General features: G+C 42.3%; 15 protein-coding genes. 10 read left to right on the forward strand and 5 right to left on the reverse strand.

Translation table 11 applies throughout. The features are described from left to right. Window positions 1–174: 174 nt before the first annotated feature. The 6 genes from fabG to accA all read left to right on the forward strand — a co-directional run bounded on the left by fabG (window position 175) and on the right by accA (window position 5,834). Complete coding sequence (fabG, locus tag RBR61_RS03980; RefSeq protein ID WP_320342241.1) at window positions 175–921, forward strand: 3-oxoacyl-ACP reductase FabG; 747 nt, start codon at window positions 175–177, stop codon at window positions 919–921. A 25-nt stretch (window positions 922–946) separates the two neighbouring features. Further along, window positions 947–1,894, forward strand: coding sequence for a DUF523 and DUF1722 domain-containing protein (locus RBR61_RS03985; protein WP_320342243.1), 948 nt, complete (start codon window positions 947–949; stop codon window positions 1,892–1,894). Beyond that, on the forward strand, window positions 1,891–3,228 hold the full coding sequence (locus tag RBR61_RS03990; RefSeq protein WP_320342245.1) for a deoxyribodipyrimidine photo-lyase: 1,338 nt from the start codon (window positions 1,891–1,893) through the stop codon (window positions 3,226–3,228). Before RBR61_RS03985 ends, RBR61_RS03990 begins: the two co-directional genes overlap by 4 nt. A 105-nt stretch (window positions 3,229–3,333) precedes the next feature. Continuing rightward, the gene (gene acpP / locus RBR61_RS03995; protein ID WP_137013889.1) at window positions 3,334–3,561 is read left to right on the forward strand and encodes an acyl carrier protein; all 228 of its coding nucleotides are present in this window, start codon (window positions 3,334–3,336) and stop codon (window positions 3,559–3,561) included. 104 nt (window positions 3,562–3,665) lie between these two features. Then, on the forward strand, window positions 3,666–4,883 hold the full coding sequence (locus RBR61_RS04000) for a beta-ketoacyl-ACP synthase II (RefSeq protein ID WP_320342249.1): 1,218 nt from the start codon (window positions 3,666–3,668) through the stop codon (window positions 4,881–4,883). A gap of 15 nt (window positions 4,884–4,898) precedes the next feature. After that, complete coding sequence (gene accA, locus RBR61_RS04005; RefSeq protein WP_320342251.1) at window positions 4,899–5,834, forward strand: acetyl-CoA carboxylase carboxyl transferase subunit alpha; 936 nt, start codon at window positions 4,899–4,901, stop codon at window positions 5,832–5,834. On the opposite strand, the gene RBR61_RS04010 is transcribed toward accA, so the two are convergent. The 5 genes from RBR61_RS04010 to RBR61_RS04030 all read right to left on the reverse strand — a co-directional run bounded on the left by RBR61_RS04010 (window position 5,835) and on the right by RBR61_RS04030 (window position 10,193). Further along, on the reverse strand, window positions 5,835–6,632 hold the full coding sequence (locus RBR61_RS04010) for a 3'-5' exonuclease (protein ID WP_320342252.1): 798 nt from the start codon (window positions 6,630–6,632) through the stop codon (window positions 5,835–5,837). A 9-nt stretch (window positions 6,633–6,641) separates the two neighbouring features. Beyond that, on the reverse strand, window positions 6,642–7,229 hold the full coding sequence (locus tag RBR61_RS04015) for a phosphoribosylanthranilate isomerase (RefSeq protein WP_320342253.1): 588 nt from the start codon (window positions 7,227–7,229) through the stop codon (window positions 6,642–6,644). An 89-nt stretch (window positions 7,230–7,318) separates the two neighbouring features. Continuing rightward, window positions 7,319–7,960: a ribulose-phosphate 3-epimerase gene (gene rpe / locus RBR61_RS04020; RefSeq protein WP_320342255.1), complete on the reverse strand. Its 642-nt coding sequence runs from the start codon at window positions 7,958–7,960 to the stop codon at window positions 7,319–7,321. A gap of 44 nt (window positions 7,961–8,004) precedes the next feature. Beyond that, window positions 8,005–9,399 carry a chemotaxis protein CheX gene (locus RBR61_RS04025; RefSeq protein ID WP_320342257.1) on the reverse strand — a complete coding sequence of 465 codons (1,395 nt, stop codon included), beginning with the start codon at window positions 9,397–9,399 and terminating at the stop codon, window positions 8,005–8,007. Then, the gene (locus RBR61_RS04030) at window positions 9,396–10,193 is read right to left on the reverse strand and encodes an HDOD domain-containing protein (protein ID WP_320342258.1); all 798 of its coding nucleotides are present in this window, start codon (window positions 10,191–10,193) and stop codon (window positions 9,396–9,398) included. Before RBR61_RS04030 ends, RBR61_RS04025 begins: the two co-directional genes overlap by 4 nt. Window positions 10,194–10,357: 164 nt before the next feature. Between RBR61_RS04030 and rpmB the strand changes: the two genes are divergently transcribed. From rpmB to RBR61_RS04050, 4 genes are all read left to right on the forward strand, one after another. Beyond that, window positions 10,358–10,546, forward strand: coding sequence for a 50S ribosomal protein L28 (gene rpmB / locus RBR61_RS04035; protein WP_320342259.1), 189 nt, complete (start codon window positions 10,358–10,360; stop codon window positions 10,544–10,546). A gap of 144 nt (window positions 10,547–10,690) precedes the next feature. Continuing rightward, window positions 10,691–11,701, forward strand: coding sequence for an NAD-binding protein (locus RBR61_RS04040; RefSeq protein ID WP_320342357.1), 1,011 nt, complete (start codon window positions 10,691–10,693; stop codon window positions 11,699–11,701). Beyond that, a complete protein-coding gene (argJ, locus tag RBR61_RS04045; protein ID WP_320342261.1) occupies window positions 11,694–12,872 on the forward strand; it encodes a bifunctional glutamate N-acetyltransferase/amino-acid acetyltransferase ArgJ in 1,179 nt (392 codons plus the stop codon). The genes RBR61_RS04040 and argJ overlap by 8 nt, the downstream gene beginning before the upstream one ends. Before the next feature lie 77 nt (window positions 12,873–12,949). Continuing rightward, the gene (locus RBR61_RS04050; RefSeq protein WP_320342263.1) at window positions 12,950–13,762 is read left to right on the forward strand and encodes an SDR family oxidoreductase; all 813 of its coding nucleotides are present in this window, start codon (window positions 12,950–12,952) and stop codon (window positions 13,760–13,762) included. Window position 13,763: the final 1 nt, after the last annotated feature.

Genomic DNA, 13,763 nt, shown 5'->3' on the forward strand with positions numbered 1-13,763 from the left:
TGTGCTTCTAAAATAAAGCTGTTTTTTGCTCATTCTCGTAATTTCGTCCTTGAAATTACTTCCGAGGACGAGTGCTTAATTTTACCTCCTGTAAAATTTTAAGCCCTCGAACCGCTCAAAACAACTTTTTAAGAAGCTATCAAAAAAATAAAATTAATAAAAAAGGAAAAATAGATGAAATTTAGCGGAAAAAATGTTTTAGTAACTGGTTCAAGCAGAGGTATAGGCGCAGAGATAGCAAAAGTGTTGGCAACATACGGACTAAAGGTGTGGATAAACTACAGAAGCGGTGCGGCAGAGGCTGACGCTATAAAAGATGCTATCGAAGCGGCTGGCGGAAGTGCTGCAGTAATCGGCTTTGATGTAAGCGATGAGGATGCCTTCGTGGATGCGATAAAGACTATCGTTGATTGCGACGGCGAACTTAGTTATCTTGTAAACAATGCTGGAATCACAAACGACAAGCTTGCACTTAGAATGAAGAGCGAAGATTTTATGTCTGTAATCAACGCGAATCTTCTCTCATGTTTTGTCGGATGCCGCGAAGCTATGAAAGTTATGAGAAAGAAGAAGTTCGGCTCAGTCGTAAATATCGCTTCAATAGTTGGCGAGACAGGAAACGCGGGTCAGACAAACTACTCTGCAAGCAAGGGCGGCGTTATTGCCATGACAAAGAGTTTCGCACTTGAAGCGGCATCTAGCGGCATCCGTTACAACACTATAACTCCTGGCTTTATTGCAACCGAGATGACGGATGTTTTAAGTGATGAGATAAAAGATAGTTTTACGTCTAAGATACCGATGGGGCGTTTTGGAAATCCTGCCGAAGTTGCAGAAGCAACGGCATTTTTACTATCAGACCACTCAAGCTATATTACGGGCGAGACGCTGAAAGTTAACGGCGGAATGAACATGGCGTAAGCCAAAACAGCAACAGGAACAGATTATGAAAATAGCGGTCTCGGCGTGTTTACTTGGTGAAAAGGTTAGATTTGACGGCGGGCATAAACATGACAGGTTTGTTACCGATGAGCTTGGACGCTATGCCTCTTTTGTTCCATTTTGTCCTGAAGCTATAGCTTTTGGCACTCCAAGACCATCAGTAAAACTCGTAAGCAGAGACGACAATATCGCCGTTATCTCAAACAAAGACGGCAGCGATTTGACCCAAGTGCTTCTTGATAAATCTTACGAAGAAGTTCATAGAATCACGAACGAGAATCTAGGCGGCATCATATTTAAATCCCGCTCTCCAAGCTGCGGTCTTGGAAGCACTGTGGCTTACTTTGAGAACGGTTTTTCAGGCCCTAAAACCGACGGAATTTTTGCGAGTGTCTGCAGAGAGAAGTTTCCTCTTTTGCCTATGGAAGAGGAGGGCAGGCTTCAGGATGCGTGGCTGAGGGAAAACTTTATCATGCAGCTATTTGCCTATGACTCCATAGAGAAGCTAAAAGAGAGCAGGCCGAGCATGAAATCGCTTGTAGATTTTCACACAAGAAACAAGTTTTTGCTTCAGGCAAAAGATGAGAAGCTCTACAGAGTGCTTGGAAATATTGTAGGCAATCATGAAAACCTCTCTTTTGATGAGCTCTTTGCAAACTATGAGCACAATTTTAAAGTTGGCATCTCGCAAAAAAGCTCGATAAAAAGAAACAGAAATGTACTGGAGCATATGGCGGGTTTTTTCAAAAATGAGCTAAGTTCAGTTGAGAAAGAGGCTCTTCATGAGCAGATAGATGATTATGCAAAAAAGATAGTCCCGATCATCACTCCTCTCTCAACCATCAAGCTATACGCTAAAAAGCACAATACAACTTATCTTTTGGCTCAGACTTTTTTAGAGCCCTACCCAAAAGAGCTCGCTCTTCGCTCAAGCCTGCTTAGTTCAAAATGAAGCGCATTCTCTGGTTTAGAAGAGATTTAAGGGTTGAGGACAATCCGCTTCTCTCTTTTGGCGGGGAAGTCCTTCCGATCTTTATATTTGATGAAAATATCCTAAAAGAGCTGCCGCAGAATGATAAAAGAGTCACTTTTGTCTTTCATCATGTAATAAGACTAAAATCCAATTTGCAAAAGATAGGGCTTGATCTGAAGATCTTTTACGGCAAACCAGAAGAGATTTTTAAAGAGCTTAAAGGTTTTGATGAGGTCGTAGCATCTGGAGATTATGACTCTTATGCAAAAGAGCGCGACATAAAGATCTCTCATATGCTGCATTTTCGTTACATAAACGACACCTATATCTTCAAGCCAAGAGAGGTGCTAAAAGAGAACGGCGAACCCTACTTTGTTTTTACCCCTTTTTATAAAAAAGCAAGAGCAATTCTTGAGCATAAAAACATAGATACGGCAAAAACCGCAGAGCATACTTTGGCACAAGAGGATTATTGGGGCATCCAAAAAAATGGCAAAAAACTCCTGCTTGAGCTTGAAAGTATAGGATTTATAAAACAAGAGATCGAGATAGTAGATCCGCATGTAAAGCTGGAGAATTTTTTAAAAAAGATAGACAACTATCAAGAGATGCGGGACTATTTGTCCTCGGATGCGACTTCGGGCTTAAGCGTTGATCTGCGTTTTGGAACTATCTCCATCAGAGCGGTTTTTAGAGCTCTTTTCTCTTTAAAAAACTCAGATACGGAGCCGTTTGTAAGGCAGCTTATCTTTAGAGATTTTTACGCCTATCTTCTTTTTCATATTCCGACTCTAGAGAGACAAAACTACAAATACAGCTTTAACGGCATAGAGGATGATGAGAAATATAGAGCTTTTTGCGAGGCAAGAACGGGCGTGCCTATCGTTGATGCAGGGGTGCGTGAACTGCTTGAAACAGGGCAGATGCACAACCGCGTGCGCATGGTCGTCGCCTCTTTTTTTACAAAAGACCTGCTTCTGCCGTGGCAGTGGGGAGAGAGGTTTTTTGCATCATATCTGCTTGACTACGACTCGGTAAGTAATGCGCTCTCATGGCAGTGGAGTGCCGGAACAGGAGTCGATCCGCAGCCGTATTTCAGAGTCTTTAATCCATATCTGCAGTCAAAAAAATTTGACAAAGATGCATACTACATCAAAAAATGGCTTCCTGAGCTAAGAGATATAGAGCCAAAATATATACACAATGAGGCATTTTTGTTAAGTGCTTATATAAAGGATTATCCAAAGCCGAATATTGTCCATAAAGAGGCAAAAGCAAGAGCCATTAGTTGTTATAAAAAAAGCCTGCACTAAAAAACAGGGCTTTGCAAAGCCCTGTTTTTTATCTCCGGATAGCTACTTAATTTAAGATAAATATGATACAATTACGAAATTTTATACACAAACATAGGAGCTAGAATGGCACTTTTAGATGATATTAGAGAAGTAGTAGTTGAACAATTAGGCGTTAATGCTGATGAAGTAAAAGAAGACGCGAAGTTTGTTGAAGATTTAGGTGCTGATAGCCTTGATGTTGTTGAACTTGTAATGGCACTTGAAGAGAAATTCGATATCGAAATCCCTGATGACGAAGCAGAAAAGATTCAAACTGTTAAAGACGTTGTTAACTATATAGAAAACAAATAATCGTCTAAAGACCTACTGAGGGGCTCCTCGGTAGCAAATGTTTTTTAGTGGTCAGCAATGGTCTGGCTCCTAAAAAGTATTTTATATTTTTTACGGAGATTTTAATGAGAAGAGTTGTAGTTACTGGTTTAGGCATGATAAATGCAGTTGGAAATGATAAAGAGAGTTCTTTTAAAGCTATGTGCGAAGGCAAGTGCGGAATTGACACTATTACTCTTTTTGACCCAGAAAATTACAGCGTAAAAATTGCGGGAGAGGTTAAAGATTTTGACCCTTCAACGGTTATGGAAGCAAAAGAGGTCAAAAAAGCGGACAGATTTATCCACCTTGGGCTAAAAGCTGCACAAGAGGCTATGGCTGAAGCTAACCTTCCGCAAGATACTGACATGGAGAGATTCGGTATAAGTGCAGGGTCAGGTATCGGAGGCCTTCCTTCTATCGAGAAAAACTCTATTATCTTAGAGACCAAAGGTTCAAAAAGAATAAGTCCGTTTTTTATCCCTGGAGCTCTTGTAAATATGCTTGGCGGTTTTGTCTCTATAGAGCATGGAACAAAGGGGCCTAACTTATCAAGTGTAACTGCATGTGCCGCAGGAACTCACGCAATAAGCGAAGCGGTAAAGACAATTATGTGCGGCGGAGCGGATAAGATGCTCGTCGTCTCTGCAGAGTGTGCGATCACAGGTGTAGGTGTCGGCGGTTTTGCTTCGATGAAAGCGCTATCGACAAGAAACGATGATCCTAAGAAAGCTTCTCGCCCTTTTGACGCAGATCGTGACGGTTTTGTTATGGGAGAGGGTGCTGCTGCACTTGTTTTAGAGGTATATGAAGATGCGGTTGCTCGCGGAGCAAATATCTACGGAGAGATCATAGGTTTTGGAGAGAGCGGTGATGCGAACCATATCACTACTCCAAGTCTTGACGGTCCAGCTCGTGCTATGAAAGCAGCGTATGCAATGGCAGGCAAACCTAAGCTAGACTATGTAAATGCGCACGGAACAAGTACGCCGATAAACGACAAGAATGAGACTACTGCGGTAAAAGAGCTTCTTGGCGGCAAAGAGAACTGCCCTCCGATGAGCTCTATAAAAGGTCAGATCGGTCACTGTCTTGGTGCTGCCGGCGGTATCGAAGCTGTTGTGTGTCTGATGGCTATGCGTGATGGAATAATCCCTCCGACTATCAACTATGAAACTCCAGATGAGAATTGTGATCTGGATATCGTTCCAAACAAGGCTAGACGTGCCGAACTAAATACTGTTATGAGTAACTCCTTTGGGTTTGGCGGAACAAACGGCGTTTTAATATTCAAAAAAATCTAAGTATAAGGATCTGATTTGGCAACATATTTAGACTTTGAGTATAAGATCAAGTTTATTCAAGAGGATATAATCTCCGCACAGGTTCGTCATGACGAAGTTGCGGTTCAAAGCCTCCAAGAGAACCTGGACAAAGAAGTCTCAAAGATATTTAACAACCTTTCTCCTTTTCAAAAGCTTCAGCTTGCTCGTCATACCGACAGACCTTATGCGCTTGATTATATAAATCTGCTTATGAGAGACAAGTATGAGATACACGGAGACAGACACTTCCGTGACGACGCGGCGATCCTCTGCTACATCGGCTATATCGCAAATGAAAAAGTTATGGTCATCGGTGAGCAAAAAGGGCGCGGAACAAAGAACAAGATAAAAAGAAATTTCGGTATGCCGCATCCTGAAGGTTATAGAAAAGCCCTTCGCGCAGCAAAACTTGCAGAAAAGTTCAACTTACCCGTACTGATGCTTATTGACACTCCGGGTGCATACCCTGGTATCGGAGCTGAAGAGAGAAACCAGAGTGAGGCTATCGCTAGAAATCTTCTTGAACTCTCAGAGCTTAAAACACCGACGATCTCCGTGGTCATCGGAGAGGGCGGAAGCGGTGGCGCCCTTGCTATCGGTGTTGCGGACAAATTCGCGATGATGAGATACTCGGTATTTAGCGTTATCTCGCCTGAGGGGTGTTCGGCAATCCTATGGAACGATCCTGCAAAAGCAGAAGCCGCGACAAACGCTATGAAGATCACCAGCCAAGACCTAAAAGAGCTTGATCTTATTGATGATATTATAGCTGAGCCGCTGATAGGCGCTCATAGAGACAGAGACGGCGCGGCTGCTGCCATCGGCGAGTACTTTTTAGAAGAGCTTGCAAAACTTCGCGCAATGAGCGAAGAGGAGAGAATGGAAGCTAGATATAAAAAGCTTACAGGCGTCGGAGCATTTAGCGAGTAACTACTCTTTTGCTTCTTGAAGCAGAGGGTCAAACTTAGGTCTCTTAAGTACCTTTGCCTCTTTTGAAAATTTTATAAGATCCTCAACACTTTTTACACTCTCATCCAAAGTTCCAAGCGATAGTTTAAAGAGCTCAAACGTAGTCAGTACATCGCTCATCGCTCTGTGGTGAGTGGCACTCGGATTGAGGCTGAAAGATTCGTTTAGATACGAGAGCGCATATCTATACGATGCAATGGTCCTCTCGGCTAGAGAGAGCGAACACAAGCTTCTGTTTAAAAGAGGTGCAAGTCCCACTTTTTGCATGCTCAAAGAGATAAATTTATAGTCAAATTTTACGTCGTGCGCAACAAAGACGGAGTCGGACAAAAAGTTTTTAAACTCATACATAACCTCTTTTAGGCTCGGTGCATCCTCTGTGTCCTCAGTTTTTATACCGGTTATCTCTGTTATGTGCGGATTTATCTCTTTGCAGTTGACAAGAGAATCGAACGTATCAATGATCTTGCCCCCTTTTACTTTTACCGCCGCTATCTCGATTATTTGGTGTTTTTCTATTTTTGAGCCGTTTGTCTCGATATCAACTATGCAAAATATGGCACTCTCTAGAGGGATGAATTTGGTGGCAAAATAGAAATTTCCCTGCTGTTTTAATATCTCCAGACCTTGAGAGTGCCAAAGCTGCAGAAGGAACTCCAGATCTTCGTCTATCTGCTCTTTTAGGCTCTTTAGGGAGAGACCTTTTGATGAGAGCTTGTGAATACTTTTTGAGTCTAAAGAGAAGTCGTTACTAAGCATTATTACAATTTACTTCTTTGCATTTTTTATGAATTCTCTGACTTTTAAAGCGTCCTTCTCGCCGTAAGAGAGCTCTACCCCGCTGCTGACATCCACGCCGTAAAAGCCGTACTCTTTAAGTGATGAGACGTTTTGCGGATCCAACCCTCCTGCAAGGATTATCTTTGAGCAGTCAACACCTTTGAACCACTCAATGTTCAATCTTTTGCCGCTTCCGCCGTAACTCTCACAGTAGGCATCTACCAGTCTGTACTCGTCGCTGAATTTTAAAATATCACTTGGCTCTTTGGCGCGAACGACTTTTATATATGGAACAAATAGCTGCTCGTAAAGTTCATCCGGGGCTTCAAAATGGATCTGAGCCAGAGTAGCGCCGGCCTCTTGGCAGTAGGAGTTTATGACCTGTGCGTCGCTGTTTACAAAGAGAGCGACCTTTTCGACAAACGGGGGGAGTCTTTTGATAATTGCATGAGCCTCTTTTGGAGAGATATATCTAGGTGAAGGCTCATAAAAAACAAAGCCCAGTGCATCCGCACCGGCTTCTATTGCTATCATCGCATCTTCATAAGATGTAATCCCGCAAATTTTAGTGCGCATTATCTATTATCCGTCCGACAAAGGAATTACTTCCTTTGTCTTCGCTAAGACCGCTGTGGTCACTGAAGCTTTATGCTTCGCATAAGAAATCATATCTGCAAACTCTCAATGGCTTCTTTTTTGTTTGCATGGTTAAAAACATAGCTTCCCGCAACGACGATATCTACACCCGCATCTTTTAATAGATGCACGTTTTTATCACTTACGCCACCGTCAACCTCTATAAGACACGCAGGGTTTATCTTGTCTCTCATGGCACTTAGTTTTTTTGCTTTTGGCAAGACCGTCTCTATAAAGCTCTGACCGCCAAAACCAGGATTTACGCTCATCAAAAGAACCATGTCCAGATCACCTAGCAGATACTCTATCGACTCCGGCGGAGTGTGCGGGTTTAGAACGATAGCCGGTTTAATGCCAAGTGAGCGGATCTTTTGGATGAGTCTGTGAGGATGCTTCTCCTCTTCTATATGAAAAGAGATATATTCAGGTTTTAGAGGGGCAAAGAGGTCTACAAAGAATGTGTTGTTCTCCACCATAAGGTGTATGTCAAGCGGCTTTGTCGCACACGCGGCAATAGCCGAGACCACAACGGGACCGATTGTCAGATTTGGAACAAAGTGTCCATCCATTACATCTACGTGAACAAAGTCACAGCCTGCTTCGCAGATGGCTTCAACATCTCTTTGCAGGTTGCCAAAATCAGCGGATAGAACGCTAGGAGCTACTTTCATTTATCTTCCTTCTTTAATTGCGAAATTGTACAGTTTTGTATCTTTTATCTTGTTAAGAAAAATATGAATTTATCATCATTAAAAGAGAGTTCTACCTGAACGCCTTTTCTGTTCTCGACTACTTCAAGCAGACTGTCTATGTCTTGATAGGTTCTTGGAAGAGTTATATTTACGGAGATATCTTCATCAGCAAGCAGAGTTTTTATCTTTCCACCCACTATATTTACAAGTTCTGCCAATGTGTCAAGGATCATATCCAGATCGTTCGTATCTTCGCCTATGAGAAGTTCACACGCTTTCTTTGCGATGCCTGATGGAAAAACCAAGACAACCATACCGTCCAAGTCACCGTAGTAGCCGATAGAGCTTGCGATCTTCCCCTCTTTTTTCTCTATGATGAGATTTTGAACGCTTGCCGACTCTTTATGCGCCTTTGAGTTTGTCATCATCTCTATGGTGACGGCTGCGGCGTTTATGAATTTTGGAAGTTCTATCACGGTCTCTTTGTTTATGACCCTTTTGTTTTTGATGTTTGCGGCACTTGAAGCCCCGAGCTCTTTTAAAAGCTCCTTGTTTTGGAGTATATCATCCATATGGTCATAAAAAAGTATTCCCGCATCTTCCATATTCTCTTTAAATGAGAGCGGAGTCTTGTCAAACTTCATACCTACAAAGCAGATCGTTGCGTTGTATTCTGCGGCTGAAGTTGAGAGTCTAGAGAAGAAGTTTAGGGCGTGAATGTTCATACTGATGACTTTATATGCGTCAAAGATAAAGAGCCTAAAACCTACGTTTAGAGAGTTGTTGTGGTACTCTATGTTAAAGTTGTCGCCTATTTCAACATCTAAAAAAGAAGAGATCGTATAGATGATCGCATTTCCGCTTACTCTTGTTGCCACCTTTTGTCCCATCTGACCCAAAAATGTCGAGTCGATCACATAGTCAAAAGCCCCTTTTTGCTCTTTTTTTTCGTTGTATTCGCTAAGTGTCTTTGCTATTGTCGGATTGTGACCGTTGTCATGCAGCTCAATAGCAATTGCAGAGCGCTGAGATTTATCATCGCTGTAGATGAGAATGGTTTTGTTCTGGTTTTTGTAGCTTGAAGAGAACAGGTAAGCGATATCCAGAGTCTTAAAGAGCGAGAAGTTGATATCCTCTTTGTAAAATCTTCGTATTGCCGCATACTTGTTCTGGTCATAGTCGCAAAACCCTACGGTAGCGCTGTTTGTTTTGCGTATCTTGGAAAAGAGCTTTATAAAGATATCCAGACCGTTGCGGTTGAAAAAGACGACCCGCTTAAGCGATACCAGGATCATATCTACCTTTAGTTTTGTAGCAGCCTCCACATCCTCAATGCTTAGGTATGATGCCGCATTGTTGCCATCAAGAAAGCCCTGCGGCGAAAATGTAGCTATGCCATCTTTGATTACGGCTTTCATTCTATCTCCATCAGCGAAGAGAACTCTTCGTATATATCGCCTATATAATCTATCTGAAAATCAATAAAGTCGTTAAGTCCTGCTTTGATAAATAGCGGGTTTGAGAGCTCGTAAAAGAGCAGAAGATGCATCCACTTTCCCAAGAGGTCTATCTTCTCATCTCTTGACGGTTTTACGCCAGAGGCTGCTTGAACTATATTGGAAATGTCTCTGTTCATCCCCCATTTCTGGGCGATCTGGGAGCAGATGTCAAAAAGATCGACTCCGCAAAGACGCTTTAGAATCGTGTTGTAGTCTATTGCTTTTGTAGTTCTTAAAAGATTCACGTCATCTATCTTCTCTTTAAAAAGAGCCTCTGCTACTATAATACTTGCAGGAAGAAGCGTTATAGCATCGTATGTCTCTTTATCCTCTATCTTTAAGTGTTCAAGTATTATCTGCCACTTCTTGGATAGGTTAGCCTGAAGTTCATAAAAGAGGTGGGAGTTGAGTTTAAAGAGGCTCCAATCTTTCGGACTGAGCAGAGAGACCATGTAGTTATAAACGCTCTGTCTTGCAAGTGAGACACCGAGGATACCGAATATTTGCCCTATATCGCTTACCTCATTGGCAAAACCGTATATTGGCTTGTTCACTATGTTCTTGAGATATGACTTGAGTGCCAGATCACCCTCTGCAACCTTTGCCGCTTTTGTAAGCTCGCCTGCTCTAAGAAGGGCAAACGTCTCATTTAATACCTTGGGAGCAGGCGGAATTTTCTCTATAAAGCTCTCTATTTTTTCTTTTGTTACCATAATCTCTACATATTATTAATTTTGATTATTTTATCTCTAAACGCATAAAACAAATATAAAAGGGTTTTTCAAGCCCTCTTCGTTACGGTTTTGCTTAAGCAGAAGTTTTGTTTAGGCTTGCTATAATTCGCAACTTTAATAAACCTAAACACAAGGAAGCTAGTATGGCAAGAAGATGTGCTATCAGCGGCAAAGGCCCAATGAGCGGAAACAATGTTTCTCACGCTAAAAATAGAACTAAACGTCGTTTTTTGTTAAACCTTAGAACAGTACGCATCACTTTAGAAGATGGTACAACTCAAAAGGTTAAAATCTCTGCGAGAGAGTTGCGCACACTTAAGAAAAACTCTTAAGCAGAGCAGGAAATTAGCTTGAATCTCTTAGAGAAGATTCGAAAATTTCTACACTGGGAGTCATCTCCCAAACCCCATATTACGCTCAATAGTGAGCTCTATTCCCAATTTTTACCTTTTAGAACACCGTTAATATTAGTACAGCTGCTTATGCTCATAGGTACTTTAGGCTATATCTATATTGAAGATTACACCATTATGGATGCGATTTTTCAGGCAGGATATACATTTACAACGGTCGGCTTCGGCTCATTAAAAGAGAGTGAGTTCTCGGCTGCAGGACAGATATTTACCGTAACTCTTATCATACTCGGTTTTACCGTATTTACTCTTGCGATCGGTATCGTCGTCGATGTCGTAGGAAAGGGAAATCTTAGAAGAATTGTAAAGGAGAGAAGAATGCTCTACAGTATAGCAAGGCTAAAAAGACACTTCGTAGTGTGTTACCACAACGAATATACACTTGAAGTGACCAAAGAGCTGAGAAAAAATCATATACCTTTTGTCGTGGTAGATCCGCGTGAAGAGATACACCAGTGGGCGGAAGAGCACAACTACACGACATACCTTAAAGCCGAGCCGCATGCGGAGCTCACTATGTTAAAAGCGCATCTCTCCTCTGCAAAAGGGCTTATCACTCTCTCAAATACAATATCTGACAATATCGCTCTTATAGCTTCGGTCAGGCTCTTTGAAAAGGAGCATTTTCTTCCAAGACCATACTATGTTATCTCTTCTGCTGAGAGTGTCAGCGATGTGGACAAACTAAAAAAGCTCGGAGCTGACACCGTAGTTTCGCCTACAAAGCTCACCGCTCAAAGAGTAAGTGCTATGGCTGCGCGTCCGGATATGGAAAACCTCTTGGAGGAGTTTTTGTATAAGAGCGACAACCCTCTTGATATGGAAGAGATCGAAGTGCCGAAATATAGCTGGGCTGTTCTTAAAAAGCTAAAAGAGACCCATATCAGAGAGATAACTAATACCTCGATAGTGGGCATTACCAAAAAAGACGGAAAGTTCGTGACCATGCCAAAAGGCGACGTACTTATAACTAGTGAGTGTAAGCTTCTTGTTATAGGAACGCAGCACGGCATCAATATTACCAAAGAATTATTAAGAAGAAGAGATAAGCCAAAGGAGCTTAAATTTGTATAATATACTTTATTCACAAGGCGGAGTCTGCGCAAGTGAAGGTTTTTTCGCAGACGGTGTAAGCGCAGGGCTTAAAAAAGAGAATGCCAAAGATATGGCGTTCATATACAGCGAAAATGAGTGCGAAGTAGCATCCGTCTTTACGACAAACAAGATGTACGCGGCTCCTATAAAACATTTTCGCTTAATGGGCGATTTTAAGACAAACTTTGTTCTAATCAACTCAAAAAATGCAAACGCAATGACCGGCAAAGCGGGAGTTGAAGATATAAATGAGGTTCTCTCTAACTGCCCGTCGGGTGTTAAAAATCCTATCATGAGCTCAACCGGCGTTATCGGAGTAAGACTTCCAAAAGCAAAGATTATCGAGGGTATGAAGCTTTTTGACTTATCAAAAAGAGACTCTGCATCTGCTTCAAAAGCGATAATGACAACTGATAGTTTTGCAAAAGAGGTGGCATTCAAGGTTGCTCTGGATGATGGAAGCAGTTTCAACATAGGCGCCATTGCAAAGGGTGCAGGGATGATAGACCCTGCCATGGCAACAATGCTCTGTTTCATAACTACAGATGCAAAAGTTGGCAAAGGCGAGATGCAAGAAGTTCTTGATGAGGTCGTAAAGACGACTTTTAACGCTATAAGTGTGGACGGCGACACATCGACCAACGACACCGTTCTGGTGCTCTCAAATGGCAGAAGCGGCGCGTATGAGAGAGAGGCTTTTAAAGAGGCTCTATTTAAAGTGATGCACTTTTTAGCACTCGAGATGGTACGAGACGGCGAAGGTGCGACAAAGCTGGTGACATACAAAGTGACCGGTGCAAAAAATGACAAAGAGGCTGAGACAGCGGCTAAGGCACTCTCCGACTCGCTTCTTGTCAAGACAGCACTTTTCGGCGAAGACCCTAACTGGGGAAGAATAGCTTCTACTATAGGTGCGAGCGGAGTAGAGGCTTACGAAGAGAAGCTCAAAATCTCGTTTGACAACCTTTGCGTCTATGACAGAGGCGAGATCCTTTTTGACGCAGAGATGGAGAAGAAGTGCGCAGTCGTTATGCAGCATAAAAAATTCACTATCTCATGCGACCTAGGAGTAGGCGAAGGAAGCTTCAAAGCGTACGGATGCGATTTAGGACATGAGTACGTAAAGATCAACGCGGACTATAGAACTTAAAAAACTACTTTCTTGTTCTATGTCATTGTTTAACACTCTTTTTTTGCATATACTAAGTGTAAAAAAAGGAGCAAATTATGTCAAAAGTAGTTCTAATCACGGGTGCGACCTCAGGAATGGGTGCACTTAGTGCAAAATTTCTTTCCGATAACGGATACATTGTTTATGCAGGTACGAGAGACGAGAGTGCGCAAATAGGCGAGGGAAATCTCAAGAACATCTACATAGACGTTACAAAAACAGACACGATCAAAAAAGCGGTCGATACCATCATAAAGAACGAGGGAAAGATAGACGTACTGGTCAACAATGCGGGCTACGGTCTGCTCTCGACACTTGAAGACGGAACTGACGAGGAGATATTTAATCAGTTTGACGTAAACGTGTTCGGGCTTATAAAGACAACGAGAGAAGTTCTTTCGCACATGAGAGAAGCAAAGAGCGGGGTTATTATAAACATCAGCTCATTTTTGGGCAAGATGGGCTTGCCGCTGCTCTCACACTACAACGCTTCAAAATATGCGGTAGAGGGGATAGTCGATTCGCTTAGATTTGAGACTCTTCCTTTTGGCATACGCGTTCACTCTATCCAGTCAGGGCTCTTTGGCACGAACTTTGTAAAAAAAGGTCTAGTCGCAAACGCAAAGACGACAAGCGAAGACTCTCCATATAAAGAGGTCGTGGCTCACTTCGTTCCTATCGTGGCACAAGCTATAAACGAAGGACCTTCGCCTCAGCCTATCGCAGACGCTATCAAGATGATCATAGAGAATGAAAATGCGCCGATAGCCATTCCTGTGGGAGTAGAGGCTACAACATTTGTTCCTCTTAGAAAAGAGCTTAGCGATGAGGCGTTTGAGCAAAAAGTAAAAGAGACCTTTGGCATATAGA

This window comes from Sulfurimonas sp. (genome assembly GCF_034005705.1).
GTDB lineage: Bacteria > Campylobacterota > Campylobacteria > Campylobacterales > Sulfurimonadaceae > Sulfurimonas.

Bases quoted from the DNA above. Each gene is read 5' to 3' on its own strand.
- RBR61_RS04025 (WP_320342257.1), bottom strand. From the start codon at position 9,399: ATGAAAGCCGTAATCAAAGATGGCATAGCTACATTTTCGCCGCAGGGC.
- rpmB (WP_320342259.1), top strand. From the start codon at position 10,358: ATGGCAAGAAGATGTGCTATCAGCGGCAAAGGCCCAATGAGCGGAAAC.
- RBR61_RS04030 (WP_320342258.1), bottom strand. From the start codon at position 10,193: ATGGTAACAAAAGAAAAAATAGAGAGCTTTATAGAGAAAATTCCGCCT.
- RBR61_RS03990 (WP_320342245.1), top strand. From the start codon at position 1,891: ATGAAGCGCATTCTCTGGTTTAGAAGAGATTTAAGGGTTGAGGACAAT.
- RBR61_RS04050 (WP_320342263.1), top strand. From the start codon at position 12,950: ATGTCAAAAGTAGTTCTAATCACGGGTGCGACCTCAGGAATGGGTGCA.
- RBR61_RS03985 (WP_320342243.1), top strand. From the start codon at position 947: ATGAAAATAGCGGTCTCGGCGTGTTTACTTGGTGAAAAGGTTAGATTT.
- RBR61_RS04010 (WP_320342252.1), bottom strand. From the start codon at position 6,632: ATGCTTAGTAACGACTTCTCTTTAGACTCAAAAAGTATTCACAAGCTC.
- RBR61_RS04015 (WP_320342253.1), bottom strand. From the start codon at position 7,229: ATGCGCACTAAAATTTGCGGGATTACATCTTATGAAGATGCGATGATA.
- RBR61_RS04000 (WP_320342249.1), top strand. From the start codon at position 3,666: ATGAGAAGAGTTGTAGTTACTGGTTTAGGCATGATAAATGCAGTTGGA.
- acpP (WP_137013889.1), top strand. From the start codon at position 3,334: ATGGCACTTTTAGATGATATTAGAGAAGTAGTAGTTGAACAATTAGGC.
- fabG (WP_320342241.1), top strand. From the start codon at position 175: ATGAAATTTAGCGGAAAAAATGTTTTAGTAACTGGTTCAAGCAGAGGT.
- rpe (WP_320342255.1), bottom strand. From the start codon at position 7,960: ATGAAAGTAGCTCCTAGCGTTCTATCCGCTGATTTTGGCAACCTGCAA.